The organism is Bacteroides sp. AM54-2NS (genome assembly GCF_003602935.1).
Classification (GTDB): Bacteria; Bacteroidota; Bacteroidia; order Bacteroidales; family Bacteroidaceae; genus Bacteroides; species Bacteroides xylanisolvens.
In genome coordinates this window covers 1-16,811 of sequence record NZ_QTMZ01000028.1, presented here as the reverse complement: position 1 = coordinate 16,811, position 16,811 = coordinate 1, and the positions used below count along the sequence as shown (strand labels likewise).

The following is a 16,811-nucleotide window of genomic DNA, read 5'->3' as shown; positions in this document are numbered from 1 at the left end:
GTGATGTATCTCATTCAATGTCTCGATTTTCCACCTACTTGAAAAGTTCATATTCCAGTGCAGCAATATTGTATTGGTAGACTGTTTCAATATAGCCTCTGCGTATCTCTCTGGCGGTGGTAATCGACTGTATATATTCGGCAATGCCTGTTTCGCTCTGCTGCAATTGCAGGTTGGCTGCCTTTGTCAGTTCATCCGCTTCTTTCAAGGCAGAAGAGGTATAATATCGTAAACTCTCATTATATCTGCGAAGGGATGCTTCCAGTTCGAGTGTCTTATTTCTTAACTCCCGGATGTTGGCATCTGCCTGTATTTGCGCTGAAGTAGCAGTTAGCCGTGCCTGCTTCACTTTGCTCTTTTGTGGTAGGAAGTAGATGGGGAAAGAAACCCCGATCATCCAGGCATTCAGATTTTTAAGTGGGAGAATGTCCTGACGTGTATACCCCACACTGATTTCAGGAAAGAAATGGCTCTGCTCTACACGGAGCATTGCTTTCGCTTCATCTGCCTGGCTTTGAAAGTAGGCAGTATGTGCTCCCGACAGGTTTCCATCCGAAATGCCGGTATAGAATAAGGATAAAGTGGAATCCACCGGAACAATGGGATCGTTGGAGTAGCAACTCCATTGGAAACGTGCCAATGCCATTTTCTCTTCTTCTTTTGCTTGGAACCAGCGGTTATGCAGATCGGCAGCTATGGTGGTCATCATATTTTTCTCTAGCAAGGTGATCTCTCCTTGTTGGTATCGTAATTCTCCGATGCGCTGCAGTTCTTCTGCCATTTTATCCTGATCCCGATACATTGAACAGAGATTAGTGGCATATTGGTAGTAGACCCACGCCCTTTTCACTTCTGCTGTGATTTCTTTCTCTACCATCTGCCGATAATAGGTGTTCGTTTTTACCTGACGGTTGACTAACGCATTCTTGTAGAATGGCGTTAGAAGGGAGCCCAGACTTTGCTCGAAAGCCAGTTCCTTGTCTTTTTTGTTTTCTCCGTTAAGTTGACCCCAGGAATAGCTGAACGAGGTAGGCGTTGCTTCTATCACTTCTCCGCGAGTGGCTTTGGCTTGTTGAATAGCATTATTGGCTATTTTCAGGCGAGGATGATTTTGTTTGGCTATTTCTATCGCCTGTTCGAGACTGACTGTTTGTGTCTGTTGAGCGGAAACGAACGCGGGAAGAAACAAGAACAGGAGACACAATCCCCCGAAAGGCCAGCGCAGTTTGATTCCCGGACGTCTCCAGGTAGCAAATGAATTTACAATTTTGTAAAACACCGGAATGATGAGTAAAGTCAGTACGGTAGAAATAATCAAGCCACCGATGACCACCGTTGCCAACGGACGTTGTACTTCTGCGCCGGCTGAAGTGGCTATTGCCATCGGGACGAATCCCAGAGATGCAACCAGTCCTGTCAGGAATACAGGACGGAGCAAGTGTGGAGTCCCTCTTTTGATAATCTGGTTTGTAGTCATGGAATAGGTATTTTGTTTACGAAGTTCGTTGAAGTGATTTACCATCAGGATACCATTCAATACTGCTACCCCGAACAAAGCAATGAATCCTACTCCGGCCGATATGCTAAACGGGAGCCCGCGTAGCCAAAGTGCGGCGATACCACCGATGAGCGATAGGGGGACGGTTGAGAATACCATCAGGGTATAGGTGATGTTCTTGAATGCGAAGAACAGAATCAACAGAATAAGCATTAATGCCACTGGGATGACCACCAGTAAGGTATTGATGGCATTTTGCAAGTTTTCGAACTGGCCGCCGTATTCGAAGTAATATCCCGGCTTCAGTTTGATGTTCTTGTTCAATGTCTCTTGAATATTGGCGACAACTTGCTGGATGTCTGCGTCACGCACATTGACACCGATGACGATGCGCCGTTTGGTTGCATCCCGGTTGATTTGCAGTGGCCCACTGACAAGGTCGATGCTTGCTACCTCTCCAACAGGGATTTGAATTCCTTCCGAAGTGCGTACAAACAACTTATCAAGATTCAAGTCGGCCACTTTCTCCTGGTCAAGCCGGACCACGAGATCGAATCTCCGTTCGTTTTCAAAGATTACACCTGTTGACTCTCCGGCATAGGCAGTTCGGATAATGGTGTTAAGCTCTTGTATGTTGATGCCGTAACGGGCTATTTTGCCACGGTTGTATTTCACTACCAATTGAGGTAATCCCATCGTCTGCTCAACGATGACATCTGCTGCTCCCGGCACTTTTTCTACAAAAGTAGCTGCTTCTTTGGCTCTTTCATATAATTCGTGCGTGTCTTCTCCATATAATTTGATGGCAATATCTGCTTTCGCTCCCGTCATCAGCTCGTTGAAGCGAAGCTGTATCGGTTGCGAGAAGTTGAATTCGGCACGTTCGGAGAGCGGAGCAAGTGCGTCTTTCATTTTATCCACCATTTCTGCACGGCTTCCGGCACTTGTCCATTCTTTGAATGGTTTCATGATAATCATCACATCGGCATCTTCCACCGCCATCGGGTCAGTGGGAACTTCCGCCGTTCCTATTTTGGCTACAACATGTTTGATTTCAGGGAATTTATCCATTAATGCTTTCTCTGCCAAGCGGGATACTTCGATACTTTCGGTCAGCGAACTTCCTGCGGGTAGTGTCATTTGCATGGCAAAATCTCCTTCGTCCAAAGTAGGAATGAATTCTGCTCCCAGGCGGGTAAAAAGAAAAAGTGAACCGATCAGCGCAGAGAAGCTACGATGACGGTACGCCATTTGTAACGAAGACAGGCGCGCAGGGTGTGCTGGTAGGTCTTGTTCAGTTTCTCGAAGAAGCGGTCGGCAAGGGTGGGTTTCACAACAATGGTATGCTTCAGAAAGAGGGAGGCCATCATAGGAACATAAGTCAGTGAGAGTATTAAGGCTCCGATAATGCAGAACACAAGTGTTTTGGCCATGGGGGTGAAGTATTTCCCTTCAATCCCGTTCAATGTAAGGATGGGGAAGAAGACGATAAGGATAATTAACACTGCAAAGGTGGCGGAACGTGCAACGCCGGAAGCTCCTTTTTCCACTTCTTTGTCCATCTCTTTGCGGGTCAGTGTGCGGCCTCGGAATTGTTTTCCGTAAATGTGGGCGAGGATACCTTCCAAGATAACGATAGAGCCATCTACTACAATACCAAAGTCAATGGCACCGAGACTCATTAGATTGGCGGTGACATTGAATACACGCATCATGATAAAAGCGAAGAGCATTGCCAGCGGGATGACGGATGCGACAATCAGTCCGGCACGGAGGTTGCCGAGGAAGAGGATGAGTACAAGGAAGACGATAACCGCTCCTTCAATCAGGTTGTTGACAACCGTAGAGATGTTTCGGTTTACCAGTTCCGAACGGTTCAAGTAAGGTTCTATACTGACTCCTTCGGGTAATAGCTGCTGTATTTTTTCTACCCGTTTTTCGAGTTCTTGAGTCACTACATTTGCGTTGGCACCTTTCAGCATCATGCAATTCCGCCGACACACTCGCCCTCACCATCCTTTGTCATGGCACCGAAACGCTTTGGAGAACCGAAGCGGACAACTCCTACATCACTGATATGTACCGGAATCCCATTTCGGTTGGTCACTACAATCTGTTCAATATCCTTGATGCGGGTAATCATACCTTCCGACCGGATATAGTAGGCATTCTTTATCTTCTCAATGTAGCTTCCGCCGGTATTTTGGTTGTTGCTGCTAAGTGCTTCGAACACCTCGCCGATAGTGATATTCAAAGAGAACAGGGCGTCCGGATCAACGGCTACTTCATATTGTTTCAGGTAACCGCCGAAACTATTGATTTCTACTATACCGGGTATACCGGACAACTGACGTTTCACCATCCAATCTTGAATGGTGCGGAGTTCCATTGCGTCATATTTCTTCTCATATCCGGGAGCTACCTTCAATATATACTGGTAAATCTCTCCCAGACCGGTGGTGATGGGCATCATCTCCGGTGTTCCGAGTTCGGAGGGAATCTCGCTTGTTACGCTTTGTATTTGTTCATTTATCAACTGCCGTGCATCGAGTGTGGGGACACTTTCTTTAAAAACGACCGTTACGACCGATAGCCCGAAGCGGCTGACAGAACGGATATCTTCGACATTCATAATATTGCTCATCGCTATTTCGATAGGCATAGTGATGAGTTGTTCCACCTCTTGTGGCGCGAGTGTAGGGGATACGGTCACTATTTGTACCTGATTATTGGTAATGTCGGGCACGGCATCAATAGGTAGTGTCAGCATCGCATAGATACCTCCGATAAACAGGAAGAGAGTAGTGAGTCCTACAAATAGTTTCTTCTTGATTGAAAAACGTACAATAGCTGTAAACATGACTTTCGTTGTATTATTATTTCACAGTACAAAATTACTGCCTATCTTCATCCGTTATCACTAAGAATAAATGAAGCGGAAAGATTGTGGGGTGAAGTGACGGATTGGGGAATTGAAAGATGTAAAATCATTGTTCTTGTTTCACTGCTGAACAAACATTTCTTTCAGTTTACTCGTTTAATATAAAAACAAACTAAATGTATATTCAACATGAAAACATTCGTCTTGATGATGGTAAGCCTGTTGTTTGCAATTTCTTCGGAAGCGCAAAACAAGTCTTTTTATGATTTTACAGTGAAAACTATTGATGGTAAGGACTTTCCTCTTTCTTCACTGAAAGGTAAGAAAGTGCTGGTAGTCAACGTGGCATCTAAGTGTGGGCTGACGCCCCAGTATGCTCAACTGGAGAAACTATATGAGAAATATAAAGAAAAAGACTTTGTTATTATCGGTTTTCCGGCGAATAACTTTATGGGACAAGAGCCGGGTAGTAATGAGGAAATAGCTAAGTTCTGTTCTTTGAACTATGATGTTACTTTTCCGATGATGGCTAAGATTTCCGTTAAAGGAAAAGATATGGCTCCTCTTTACCAATGGTTGACGGAGAAAAAACAGAATGGAAAAGAAAGTGCACCGGTTCAGTGGAACTTTCAGAAGTTTATGATTGATGAGAACGGACATTGGGCGGGAGTTGTGTCTCCGAAAGAAAGTCCGTTCTCTGAAAAGATTATTACTTGGATAGAGAAGGAATAAGAGATACTTTTTTCAGCTCTTCTTCGAAGTTGGGAGTGAAGATTCCTTTACCCAGATTTTCTTTTATTTCTTCTATCTTCCAAAATCGTCCACCGTCCAGTTCGTCGCTGGGATGGATTTCTTCCTCATAAACGGTTTTGTGGACAAAAACAAGCTCTTTTTCACGGCTGGATTCAAAAACATAACTGGTGAGAAGCTCGGGAGTGAAGTCTGTGATGCCTAATTCTTCACGGACTTCTCTCTTTAGGGCGATTTCTACGCTTTCGCCCAAATCAATATGTCCGCCCACAGCCGTATCCCATTTCCCCGGTTGAATGTCTTTCCATTCGGGGCGTTTCTGTAAGTAGATGTCTCCTTGGGCATTGAATACGTGAAGGTGAACCACCGGATGAAGCAGTTTGCTACCGCTGTGACATTCTCCGCGAGTGGCGGCTCCGGTGATATTTCCCTGTTCGTCTACGATAGGGAACATTTCCTGGTTATTATCGCTTGGCATAGTGTCTTTTATATTGCGTAAAATCTTTCGGAGAGGAGGATTTCTTATGGTATTAATAAAGAAGAATCTCCATAACTTAGGAATCGGAAATCATGCGCCAGTGCATAATCATAAATTGTGTGCCAATTCCCTTTTACAAAAGCTGAAACCAAAAGCAGCAAGGTACTTTGCGGCTGATGGAAATTAGTAACCATCGCTTTTACTATTTTATAATTGTATCCCGGTGCTATGATAATCTGTGTACTGGTGTGAAGGGTTTCCAAACCATTCCTGTCGAGATATCCTAATATCTTTTGCAACGCAACAACGGGAGGAATCTGGTCGTACTTTTCATAAGGCTGCCATTGTTTGACACGTAGTTCTTCTTCCGTAGCATACGGATTTTCAGCCAATGTAACTCCAATGTGATACAGGCTTTCCAGAGTCCGTACAGAAGTAGTTCCTACTGCAATAGCACAACCGTCATGGTCAATCAGTTTTTTGATGGTACTCCGATTGACCGATATATATTCCGTGTGCATCTCGTGACCTTCGATTTCTTCACTTTTTACAGGTTTGAATGTGCCTGCTCCTACGTGTAGAGTTAATTCTTCAAGATCGATGCCTTTCTCTTGAAGTGCATCCAATACTCGTGGAGTGAAATGTAATCCCGCCGTAGGCGCAGCTACCGAACCTTTAATCTTAGAATAAACAGTCTGATAAGTTTCCTTGTCACTTTCTTCCGTATCCCGGTTCAAGTAAGGAGGAATAGGAAGCTCTCCGAATACTTCAAGGATATCGGCAAACGTCACTTCTGGATTATCCCATGCAAAATCTACCCAATGGCTGGTTCCTTTACATTCTCCTCGGGTAGCGGTCAAGGTAATAGGGAATCCTTTGACGGTCATTTCGCGTTTCAACTGTCCGTCTTTCCATTTCTTCAGATTGCCGATCATGCAAAGCCAGGCGGCATGTGCTGTCTGTTGGAAATTCAAGACATAATCGTTTGGCTGGATCGGTTCAAGACAAAACACTTCGATCAGTGCTCCCGTCTCTTTTCGAAAATGGAGGCGCGCCTGAATGACTTTTGTATTATTGAATATCATCAGACTGCCTTGCAGCAGATATTCCGGCAAAGAAGTGAAAACATCTTCACTGATTTCTCCACGACGGTATATTAAGAGTTTGGACTGGTCGCGGGTAGGCAACGGGAATTTAGCAATACGTTCATCCGGAAGAGGATAACTGTATTCACTGATATGGATATGTCTAGGATCTTCTTTCATTGTTTTCTAAAATAAAAAGAGGTTAGAACCCATTCGGTTTCTAACCTCTTTAACCAGTCGGGGTGACTGGATTCGAACCAGCGACCACACGCCCCCCAGACGCGTACTCTAACCGGGCTGAGCTACACCCCGAATTGCGGATGCAAAAGTACAGATTAATTTTTAATTAGCAAATAATCCGTTGATTTTTCTAGTATGAATTGTGCCGATTTATAGCTATTATTCTGATTATTAGTCTTTCTTGTGGTCATGCAAATCTTTATCTCAATGAGTTAGTAGTTCTTTTGATTGCCTCTTATGTGATATAAAAGTACATTTCTTTAATTTTGCTTGAATTAGAAAACAATCTACTTATTTTTCATTTGAAAGCATTAATCCTTTTCTTGTCCTAAAAACACTATAAAAACCAGGTCAGTCTATAATAAAACGAAATAGGAAAATGATAAATGAACTAACAATCAGAGAGTTTGTTTATAAATTAATGTAAATAAAAGGTGTTTGACTTCCTTAGTATGATACTATATTTCCATTTTTGGTGCGTGGTAAATTAGGAAGTTATACATTTGTAAAAAGACTTAGTTTAGAAAGGTGTTAAATGTTAGACATTAAAAATAGAGAGACATTAGAGATATACGTCCTGGGTGACGATTTTAAATTTTATCAAAATCTGAAGTATCTTCCTTTGACTTCTTATCCTTCTAATAATCAATCAGCTTTGATTATATATTGTTTAGGTGGAAAGGCCAAAATTACAGTGCATGAAGATGTACATTGGATACAACCGGAGGAATTGATTATATTATTACCCGGACAATTTGTCTCATTTAGTGAGCCAAGTGAAGATTTCTCGACCGTTACGATGGTTATATCTACTTCACTGTTTAGTGATGCGTTAAGTGGTGTGCCCAGATTTTCTCCGCATTTCTTTTTCTATATGCGGACTCATTACTGGTATCCGCAGACGGAACGCGATATTCCCCGGATGTATAATTATCTGGGTATGATAAAAGATAAAGTTACCTCTCAAGATATATATAGGCGTGAGCTGATTATTCATTTGTTGAGGTATCTGTATCTGGAACTGTTCAATGCTTATCAAAAGGAATCGACCTTGATGACTGCCCGCAGGGATACCCGTAAAGAAGAGTTGGCTAATAAATTCTTTGGGCTTATCATGAAGCATTTTAAGGAGAATAAGGATGTGGCTTTTTATGCGGATAAACTGTGTATTACTTCCAAATACCTGACTATGGTAATTAAGGAGACAAGCGGGAAGTCTGCTAAAGACTGGATTGTTGAATACATCATATTAGAAATCAAGGCTTTGTTGAAAAACACAAGCCTGAACATTCAGGAAATAGCGATTAAAACGAACTTTGCGAATCAATCGTCGCTTGGACGTTTTTTTAGAAAGCATACAGGAATGTCGCTTTCACAATATCGAATGAGTAACTTAGAACAATAGTGCGGACAATTGCCTCACAATAGGCAATAATATCTATAGGGATTGGGAAGAGAAAGGGAATGAAGTCTATTTCATTCCCTTTTACTATGTGGTATATCTGATGTAGGATGGATTAAATTCCCATACATTCGCGATAGAAGTCGAGCATTTCGAAGATAGTGTCCTTATCGGCAGTCTGATTGATGCAAATGTCTCCAATATCTTTTAGTAAGGTGAAATTGATAGTACCTGAAGTATTCTTTTTATCATGCGTCATAAATGCATACAGTTGGTCATATTTCTTGCAGTCGAAAGTAAATACACCATAATTATCCTTGATAAACTGGATCGTTTGCCGCATTTTCTCTTTCGGGAAACCTACTTTGAGATGAGAAAGATACAGTTCGCACACAATTCCCCAAGCTACTGCATATCCATGTAATACAGGACGGTTTTCTGCCAGTGCCATACTTTCGAACGCATGTCCTACGGTGTGTCCCAGATTTAATGCTTTGCGGATTCCATGTTCGAAGGGATCCTGTTCTACAATATCTTCTTTCACTTGTACCGATTGACCTACCAATTGTTTGAGAGCTGCATAATCAATACTAGAGGAATCGAAATTGAGCAATTCTGCCCAATGTGCCGTATTGCTAATCAAACCGTGCTTCAACATTTCAGCATATCCGGAGAAGAAATTGTGTGTGTCCAATGTGCGTAGGAATTCAGTTTCAATCAATACACTGTTTGCCGGAGCGAAAGCACCGATTTCATTTTTCAGTCCGTTGAAGTTGATTCCTGTTTTACCCCCCACTGATGCGTCCACCATAGCGAGCAGAGTGGTTGGTATATTGATATAGGAAATGCCCCGTTTGAATGTAGCTGCGGCAAAACCTCCGAGATCTGTCACCATCCCTCCTCCAAGATTGATAAGTAAAGAGTGGCGGGTAGCCCCTTGAGTACTTAATGCCATCCAGACGGAAGCGAGTGTTTCCAGAGTTTTATGCACATCTTCTGCTCCGATACAGATTTCTACAGCATCTTTTAACAGATCCGATTCCTTTAGAGAAGGGAGACAAAGACGCTGGGTATGCTCGTCTGTGAGGACGAATAATTTGTCATGCGGACATAGCTCAATGGCACGACCGAGGCTCGTTTCCAGCTTTCGCAGAGAATAACTTCTTGTTTACTCATGATTCTTTTGCTTTTTTACTCTGCAAATGTATATAAAATATCTTTTTTTACTTACTTTTGTCTCATTAAAACGTTTAATCATGAAAGCATTATTACCTGTATATTGTCGTCCTTTAGGATATGTTGTCTTGTTGGTAGCTCTGTTCATCCCTTTTATTTTGGTGATGCAGGGAGTAGTAACTGATACTAACTTGCTGTTTTATAAAGAATGTACAAAGTTGTTGATGATGGCAGGATGCTTGTTAATAATCTTTGCATTGAGTAAGAATGAAAGCCGTGAAACGGAGCAAATCCGGAATTCGGCTGTTCGTAATGCTATCTTTTTGACATTCTTGTTCGTCTTTGGTGGTATGTTGTGGCGTGTTATGCAAGGAGATGTGATAAACGTCGATACTTCCTCTTTCCTTACTTTTCTGGTTTTTAATGTGCTTTGTCTGGAGTTTGGTCTGAAAAAAGCGCTTGTTGATCGATTCTTTAAAAGATAATTTTCTTTTCAATTAAACCTTTTACGATTCGATTTGTCAAAAAGACATTGTTATTGCTACTAATATAATCGTAAATAAGGTAAATGAAAAGATTTTCAGCAGGGTTGGTGCTGATGTTGCTATGCACCTTCTCAATTTTTGCACAGAATAAGGTTATTACCGTTTCGGGACGTGTGGTGGAATCCGATACTAAAGAGCCCGCAGCGCAGGCTACAGTTCAATTGCTATCATTACCTGATAGTGCTTATGCCGCCGGTATAGCCAGTAGTAACCAAGGATGGTTTACTCTCCCCAAAGTAAAAGCCGGAAAATATGTGTTGAAAGTTTCCTATATTGGATTCCGAACCAAGCTCGTACCGGTACAATTATCTGCTAACGCCACTGATAAAAAATTGGGAACCATTACATTGGACCCTGATGCTGTCATGCTGAAGGAAGCGGTGATTACTGCCGAAGCTCCGCAGGTGGTCGTGAAAGAAGATACGCTGGAATATAACTCAACAGCTTACCGTACTCCCGAAGGGGCGATGCTCGAAGAGTTGGTGAAGAAACTTCCGGGAGCAGAAATAGACGATGACGGTAACGTCAAAATCAATGGTAAAGAAGTAAAGAAGATTATGGTGGATGGTAAAGAGTTCTTTGGCGGTGATGTGAAAACCGGATTGAAGAACTTACCGGTCAACATGATCGACAAACTGAAAACATACGATAAAAAATCGGACTTGGCACGTGTTACCGGAATAGATGACGGAGAAGAAGAAACTGTTCTTGACCTGAAAGTGAAGAAAGGTATGAATCAAGGTTGGTTTGGTAATGCAAGTGTTGCCGGTGGTACAGAAGATCGTTACGGAAGCAACTTGATGTTGAATCGTTTTGTCGATAATAGCCAATTCTCTTTAATCGGTTCTGCTAATAATGTGAACGATCAGGGATTCTCCGGTGGAGGTGGCGGACCTCGTTTCCGGAACAGCAATGGTTTGACTGCTACCAAGATGTTAGGGGCTAACTTTGCTACCCAGACTGAAAAATTGGAACTGGGAGGTAGTGCCCGTTATAATTTCAGTGATCGGGATGCAACATCTACAAACTACTCGGAACGTTTCCTGCAAAATGGAAATTCTTATTCAAATTCGAACAGTAAAGGCCGCAATAAGAATACGAACTTTAATGCAGACTTTCGGTTGGAGTGGAAACCGGACACATTGACAAATATCATTTTCCGTCCGAACGTTTCTTATGGAAAGTCTAATAGTTATTCTATTTCCGAATCGGGTACTTTTAATGGAGATCCATTTAATTTGGTGTCTAATCCTAATGAGTTTTTGAATAAGATTTTCTGGGGAAGTACGGATGATCCTTTAGAAGCTATTCGTGTCAACGCCAGTAATAGTGAATCAAAATCTGAAGGGCAGAATCTCTCTGCAAATGCTTCTTTGCAAGTGAATCGTAGATTGAATAATCAGGGACGAAACATCACTTTCCGTGGTACATTTAGTTATGGAGATAATGACAGCGAACAGTTTAGTGAATCATTGACGCGTTATTTTGATGATAATGCAAAAAAAGAAGATGATGAGCGTAAACAATATACTACTTCTCCAACCAAGAATTATGATTATACTGCCGAACTGACTTATAGCGAACCGATTGCGAGAGCTACCTTCTTACAGTTCCGCTATAAATTTCAATATAAATATAGTGAAAGTGACAGAAGTACATACAGCTTGATTCCTGATGCCGATAAAGGACAGGATTGGTTTTGGAATTTTGGTGATGGCCTGCCTGTAGGATATGAAGAGAATAAAGATAGAGATTTGAGTAAGTATGCTCAATATAAATATTATAACCATGATATTAATGCAGGACTAAATATTATCCGCGAGAAATATAGATTGAACTTTGGAGTATCTTTGCAACCGCAGAACACCAGATTGGATTATAAGAAGGCCGAAGTAGATACTGTGGTAAAAAGAAATGTGTTCAATTTTGCTCCTAACGTTGATTTTCGTTACAGATTTTCTAAAGTCAGCCAGTTGCGCTTTACCTATCGGGACGTGCAAGCCAGCCGAGTATGGAAAATTTGCTTGATGTAACTGATGACTCTAATCCGTTGAATATCCGTAAGGGTAATCCGGGATTGAAACCTTCTTTCTCTCATTCTATGCGTTTGTTTTATAATACTTATAATGCAGATAAACAGCGTGGCATGATGGCTCATGCAAACTTGAATATGACTCAAAATAGCATTACTAATGCCACTACTTATAATCAGAGTACTGGTGGAGTGACTGTTAAACCGGAGAATATCAACGGAAACTGGAATGCGATGGGAATGTTTGGATTCAATACAGCATTGAGAGACAAGCGGTTTACCATAAATTCTTTTTCCCGTGCTAATTATACCAATGCGGTTTCTTATCTTTTTAATGACGATACTAAAATAAATGACAAGAACACTAGTACGACACTGACTTTCGGAGAGAATTTGAATGGAACTTTCCGTAACGACTGGTTTGAATTTACCTTGAATGGTTCAATCAACTATAACTTTGAGCGAAATCAACTGCGTCCGGAAAACAATCAAGAACCCTATACATTTGGTTATGGTGCAAGTACTAATATCTCTTTACCTTGGAGTATGACGTTGTCTACCAATATCACTAATAACGCTCGTCGTGGTTATCGTGATGCCAGTATGAATAAGAATGAACTTATTTGGAATGCACAGATTGCCCAAAACTTCCTGAAAGGCAATGCCGCAACCATCAGTTTTGAAGTATATGATATTCTGCGGCAGCAATCTAATATCAGCCGTTCGTTAACAGCCGATATGCGTTCTGTTTCTGAATATAACGGAATTAATAGCTACTGCATGCTTCGTTTCTCTTATCGTCTGAATGTTTTTGGAAATAAAGAAGCTCGCGGCAATATGCGTCATGGCGGTTTTGATGGTGGTGGACCTCGTGGCCCGCGTGGTGGCTTTGGAGGTGGCAGACCACACTAAAGCAGAGTAATAGGTTTAAATAAAAACAGGAAGTCCCGGCACAACGATTCAATGTTGTTGCCGGGACTTCTTTGTTAATCCGAGAATTTACTCTATATTTGTTGTTTAGTATCCGTATGAAAGGAGATTCCTATGATTGATTGGAACTATATGCTTAGCCAGATAGCAACAGTGGCTTTTGATATTCTTTATTTTGGAGCCATTATCGGTACGATTGTCATCATCATTCTTGACAACCGGAATCCGGTTAAAACCATGGCATGGATACTCATATTACTTTTCCTTCCTATTGTCGGACTTGTCTTTTATTTTTTCTTTGGGCGGAGTCAACGTCGCGAACGTATCATTGGGCAAAAAAGCTACGACCGCTTATTGAAGAAACCAATGGCCGAATATCTCGCACAGGATTGTTCGGACGTTCCTTATGAATACTCCCGTCTTATTCAGCTTTTCCAGCAAACGAATCAAGCGTTTCCATTTGAGGGGAACCGTGTGGCAGTCTATACCGAAGGATATACCAAACTTCAATCATTGTTGCGTGAACTGCAAAAAGCGAAGCAGCATATCCACATGGAATATTACATCTTTGAAGATGACGCTATCGGGCGTATGGTCAGGGATGTGCTGATAGAAAAAGCTTCTCACGGGGTTGAAGTACGGGTTATCTATGATGATGTAGGTTGCTGGCATGTGCCTAACCGTTTTTTTGAAGAAATGCGCAATGCCGGTATTGAAGTCAGGAGCTTTTTGAAAGTACGTTTTCCCTTATTTACCAGTAGGGTGAATTACCGCAACCATAGAAAGATTGTCGTTATTGACGGACGCGTGGGCTTCGTTGGGGGAATGAACCTGGCAGAACGTTATATGCGTGGCTTTTCTTGGGGGATTTGGCGAGATACGCATATCATGTTGGAAGGCAAGGCAGTGCATGGTTTACAAACGGCTTTTTTGCTTGATTGGTATTTTGTAGACCGTACGTTGATAACCGCTTCCCGTTATTTTCCGAAGATTGACTCTTGCGGAAGTTCTTTAGTGCAAATTGTCACGAGTGAGCCTATCGGGCCATGGAAAGAAATCATGCAGGGATTGACTGTTGCCATTACCAGTGCAAAAAAATATTTCTATATGCAAACACCTTATTTTTTGCCTACAGAACCAATATTAGCAGCTATGCAAACAGCAGCATTGTCTGGGGTGGATATACGCTTGATGTTACCGGAACGTGCAGATAACTGGATAACTCATCTTGGATCGCGTTCTTATTTGGCAGATGTGATGCAGGCAGGTGTTAAGGTCTATTTTTATAAGAAAGGTTTTCTACATTCTAAGCTGATGGTTTCAGATGATATGCTTTCCACTGTAGGCTCTACCAATGTTGACTTCCGTAGCTTTGAGCATAACTTTGAGGTGAATGCTTTTATGTATGACGTAGAAACTGCCCTTGAAATGAAAGAAATATTTCTTCAGGACCAGCGCGAAAGTACACAGATCTTTTTGAAGAATTGGGGCAGACGTTCGTGGAGACAAAAAGCTGTGGAGTCTATCGTGCGTTTATTGGCTCCGCTACTTTAATAAGGATGAAATTGTATTTGGATCTTATCTGAATAGTGAGAAGTTCACACTTCCATACACCCTTCTCTCAAGGAAATGTGGATTTTCTTCGAAATTATTATCTTTTCCATGCTCCAGTACCAATAATCCTCCTTCTTTGAGAAGATTATTCTGAAAGATTAATTCGGGTATTGTTTCCAACTCTTTTAAAGCGTAGGGAGGATCGGCAAAGATGAAGTCGAACTGTTCGCGGCCATTTTTGATAAACTTGAATACATCTCCGCGTATCGGCAGACATTTGTCTGTCTGCACCTCTTTCATAATTTTGCAGATGAATGAGTGATGTGCAGGATCTTTCTCAATGCTGATAACACGGTCGCATCCGCGGGATACCAATTCGATACTGATGCTTCCCGTTCCGGCAAACAAATCAAGAGCTGTTATTCCTTCTTCAAAATCGATATAGTTATTGAGTACATTAAACAGATTTTCTTTGGCGAAATCTGTCGTAGGGCGTGCTTTAAATGTCCGAGGCACGTCAAATCTTCTTCGTTTGTAAATACCGCTGATTACTCGCATGTTAATAAGGCTTGCATGTCAATATTAGTTGCAGGATTCATGATGAATACCTGTAGGATAAACTTTTTCAATTCACTCATTAAAACGTCTTTCTCCGGAAGTATTCCGGTTAGGTGTAACTCATCCCGTTCCTGATTAAACTCCAGTTGTTTCCAGGCGTACAATAAATAGTAAATACGGTCTTCTGTGTGCGTACATTCAAAGGAATTGGCCAGAAGCAGATGTCCTCGTTCAAAGCAATAGATGTCAATGCCGTCTTTGCGTACAGAAGCATACATCTTCTTACTGTTTCCCAATCTGCTTTTAACAGAAAAATAATCGATGAATGGAGTAGATTGAGAATAGAAACGAGCTTCGGGATATTGTTCATTCAAAAAGGTCTGTGCGCTTTTGTCTATGCCGAAGATGACAGCTACATTATTCTTTCTTAGAATATTATAGAGCACCGTTTCGTTTTCTCTTTTCTGATGATTATGATAAAACAGAAGTTCCGCCTGTCCCTCCTCAAATAAGTCTAATGGCGCAATTGTAAAACGCTTGCTTGCCATCATTATATTTACCCGTTTGTAAGGATGATTTAGGAAGTCCGATTCGTGAAAGACCGCCTTTAGATTGGCTGTAAGGGATAGAGATGTGTCTATCTCTTTCTCTATTATTGAAAGCGAATCGTCATGAATCGGGTTATAGATAGAAAAAGAAAATCCATCCGTACTAAGACGGATGGATAAAGTATATTGTTTTGATTTAGTAAAATCAATCATTATTCCCAGTTACCAGCACCATTGTTTGGAGTATCGATAGAACCTACCATCAAGCCGCTATATTTGCCTAGTTTAGAATCCAGGTCTTTTAGGTTGATGATTTCTTGTTTGTCAAGTCCGCTCAAATAAGTTTCGTATGGAGCTTTCACTTCGAACAAATATACTGGAGCACCAGACTTGGCAGTGTCATTTTTCACGTTCATTTCGAATTGAGCACCATTTCCGTGAGGATATATTTCATTGAGTCGGCATTGAATCCTTTTGGATAGATAGTATCCAATACAGCTACCCACATAGTGTCACGTTTGAAGTTTTCAAGTCCCCATTTCTTAACTTCATCGTATCTGCCGGTTTTCTTTGCTTTTTCGATGATAGCCATGGCTTTCTTTTCAGTCAGTCCGTCTTCCAATTGCTTGTCAGTTAACATTCCCATCTTCATAACGAACGGCAATTTTTGATTTTTAACGAAATCAATCAGTGTGTCTAATTTGGGTGCATACATTCCGCGGTGCAGCGAACGGTATTCCTGCTGTGCCTTACGGATGTCGATCAAACGGGCAATGACTGCTTTTTCTCTTTCTTTTTTTGCGTTTTCAAAATTGATAGGACCCATAATGCTGGTGTAACAGATGTAAATCAGTGCAGCAGCACAAAGCACCAATACAATATTAAATACTGTTTTCATGATAAATTATGTTTTTAGTTGTTATATTCGCATCGCAAAAATAGAATAAATAAATTTAAATACGATAGTTCCTCGAACTTTTTTCTCGTACAAAAATGATAAATAACTATTTAGAAAGGCAAATTAAGAAATTTCTTATCAGCCAACTTTAGAGCAGGAAATTGCTGTAAAATCTCTTTCAGAGTTTCTGCTGTCCACACTGGCAGATGTTTCTGCTGTCCACACTGGCAGATGAA

Annotated in this window: 8 protein-coding genes, 1 tRNA gene and 4 pseudogenes; 5 read left to right on the top strand and 8 right to left on the bottom strand. The window is 41.4% G+C overall.

The genetic code is table 11. The annotated features are described in order from the left end of the window. Positions 1–34: 34 nt before the first annotated feature. Positions 35–4,358: pseudogene (locus DXA05_RS16795) on the bottom strand (CusA/CzcA family heavy metal efflux RND transporter). A gap of 210 nt (positions 4,359–4,568) precedes the next feature. Here DXA05_RS16795 and DXA05_RS16790 point away from each other — a divergent pair. Further along, complete coding sequence (locus DXA05_RS16790; protein ID WP_128859406.1) at positions 4,569–5,111, top strand: glutathione peroxidase; 543 nt, start codon at positions 4,569–4,571, stop codon at positions 5,109–5,111. Here DXA05_RS16790 and DXA05_RS16785 read toward each other — a convergent pair. The 3 genes from DXA05_RS16785 to DXA05_RS16775 all read right to left on the bottom strand — a co-directional run bounded on the left by DXA05_RS16785 (position 5,089) and on the right by DXA05_RS16775 (position 7,004). Then, positions 5,089–5,607 carry an NUDIX domain-containing protein gene (locus DXA05_RS16785; RefSeq protein ID WP_004323622.1) on the bottom strand — a complete coding sequence of 173 codons (519 nt, stop codon included), beginning with the start codon at positions 5,605–5,607 and terminating at the stop codon, positions 5,089–5,091. The two genes, DXA05_RS16790 and DXA05_RS16785, sit on opposite strands and share 23 nt — an antisense overlap. A gap of 44 nt (positions 5,608–5,651) precedes the next feature. Continuing rightward, positions 5,652–6,872 (bottom strand): S-adenosylmethionine:tRNA ribosyltransferase-isomerase, encoded by a 1,221-nt coding sequence (locus DXA05_RS16780; RefSeq protein ID WP_128859405.1) that lies wholly within the window; start codon positions 6,870–6,872, stop codon positions 5,652–5,654. Positions 6,873–6,929: 57 nt separating this feature from the next. Beyond that, positions 6,930–7,004, bottom strand: a tRNA-Pro gene (locus DXA05_RS16775). Positions 7,005–7,467: 463 nt separating this feature from the next. Between DXA05_RS16775 and DXA05_RS16770 the strand changes: the two genes are divergently transcribed. Further along, positions 7,468–8,337 carry a helix-turn-helix domain-containing protein gene (locus tag DXA05_RS16770; protein WP_004314597.1) on the top strand — a complete coding sequence of 290 codons (870 nt, stop codon included), beginning with the start codon at positions 7,468–7,470 and terminating at the stop codon, positions 8,335–8,337. A gap of 112 nt (positions 8,338–8,449) precedes the next feature. Here DXA05_RS16770 and aroB read toward each other — a convergent pair. Then, positions 8,450–9,510, bottom strand: a pseudogene (gene aroB / locus DXA05_RS16765) (3-dehydroquinate synthase). A gap of 80 nt (positions 9,511–9,590) precedes the next feature. Here aroB and DXA05_RS16760 point away from each other — a divergent pair. From DXA05_RS16760 to cls, 3 genes and pseudogenes are all read left to right on the top strand, one after another. Beyond that, positions 9,591–9,995, top strand: a complete 405-nt coding sequence (locus tag DXA05_RS16760) for a hypothetical protein (RefSeq protein ID WP_004305412.1) — start codon at positions 9,591–9,593, stop codon at positions 9,993–9,995. 83 nt (positions 9,996–10,078) lie between these two features. Further along, positions 10,079–12,999 (top strand): annotated as a pseudogene (locus DXA05_RS16755) (TonB-dependent receptor). A gap of 132 nt (positions 13,000–13,131) precedes the next feature. Further along, positions 13,132–14,571, top strand: a complete 1,440-nt coding sequence (cls, locus tag DXA05_RS16750) for a cardiolipin synthase (protein WP_061447537.1) — start codon at positions 13,132–13,134, stop codon at positions 14,569–14,571. 24 nt (positions 14,572–14,595) lie between these two features. Here the strand turns inward: cls and DXA05_RS16745 are convergent, their stop codons facing one another. The 3 genes and pseudogenes from DXA05_RS16745 to DXA05_RS16735 form a co-directional block, all read right to left on the bottom strand. Next, complete coding sequence (locus tag DXA05_RS16745) at positions 14,596–15,129, bottom strand: RsmD family RNA methyltransferase (RefSeq protein WP_004314595.1); 534 nt, start codon at positions 15,127–15,129, stop codon at positions 14,596–14,598. After that, positions 15,120–15,890 carry a DUF3822 family protein gene (locus DXA05_RS16740; protein ID WP_004323629.1) on the bottom strand — a complete coding sequence of 257 codons (771 nt, stop codon included), beginning with the start codon at positions 15,888–15,890 and terminating at the stop codon, positions 15,120–15,122. The genes DXA05_RS16745 and DXA05_RS16740 overlap by 10 nt, the downstream gene beginning before the upstream one ends. Next, positions 15,890–16,575: pseudogene (locus tag DXA05_RS16735) on the bottom strand (hypothetical protein). The gene DXA05_RS16740 and the pseudogene DXA05_RS16735 overlap by 1 nt, the downstream one beginning before the upstream one ends. Between the last annotated feature and the right edge of the window lie 236 nt (positions 16,576–16,811).

Excerpts from the sequence above, each read along its gene's own strand:
- DXA05_RS16740 (WP_004323629.1), bottom strand. The coding sequence starts at position 15,890 with ATGATTGATTTTACTAAATCAAAACAATATACTTTATCCATCCGTCTT.
- DXA05_RS16780 (WP_128859405.1), bottom strand. The coding sequence starts at position 6,872 with ATGAAAGAAGATCCTAGACATATCCATATCAGTGAATACAGTTATCCT.
- DXA05_RS16760 (WP_004305412.1), top strand. The coding sequence starts at position 9,591 with ATGAAAGCATTATTACCTGTATATTGTCGTCCTTTAGGATATGTTGTC.
- DXA05_RS16770 (WP_004314597.1), top strand. The coding sequence starts at position 7,468 with ATGTTAGACATTAAAAATAGAGAGACATTAGAGATATACGTCCTGGGT.
- DXA05_RS16790 (WP_128859406.1), top strand. The coding sequence starts at position 4,569 with ATGAAAACATTCGTCTTGATGATGGTAAGCCTGTTGTTTGCAATTTCT.
- DXA05_RS16745 (WP_004314595.1), bottom strand. The coding sequence starts at position 15,129 with ATGCGAGTAATCAGCGGTATTTACAAACGAAGAAGATTTGACGTGCCT.
- cls (WP_061447537.1), top strand. The coding sequence starts at position 13,132 with ATGATTGATTGGAACTATATGCTTAGCCAGATAGCAACAGTGGCTTTT.
- DXA05_RS16785 (WP_004323622.1), bottom strand. The coding sequence starts at position 5,607 with ATGCCAAGCGATAATAACCAGGAAATGTTCCCTATCGTAGACGAACAG.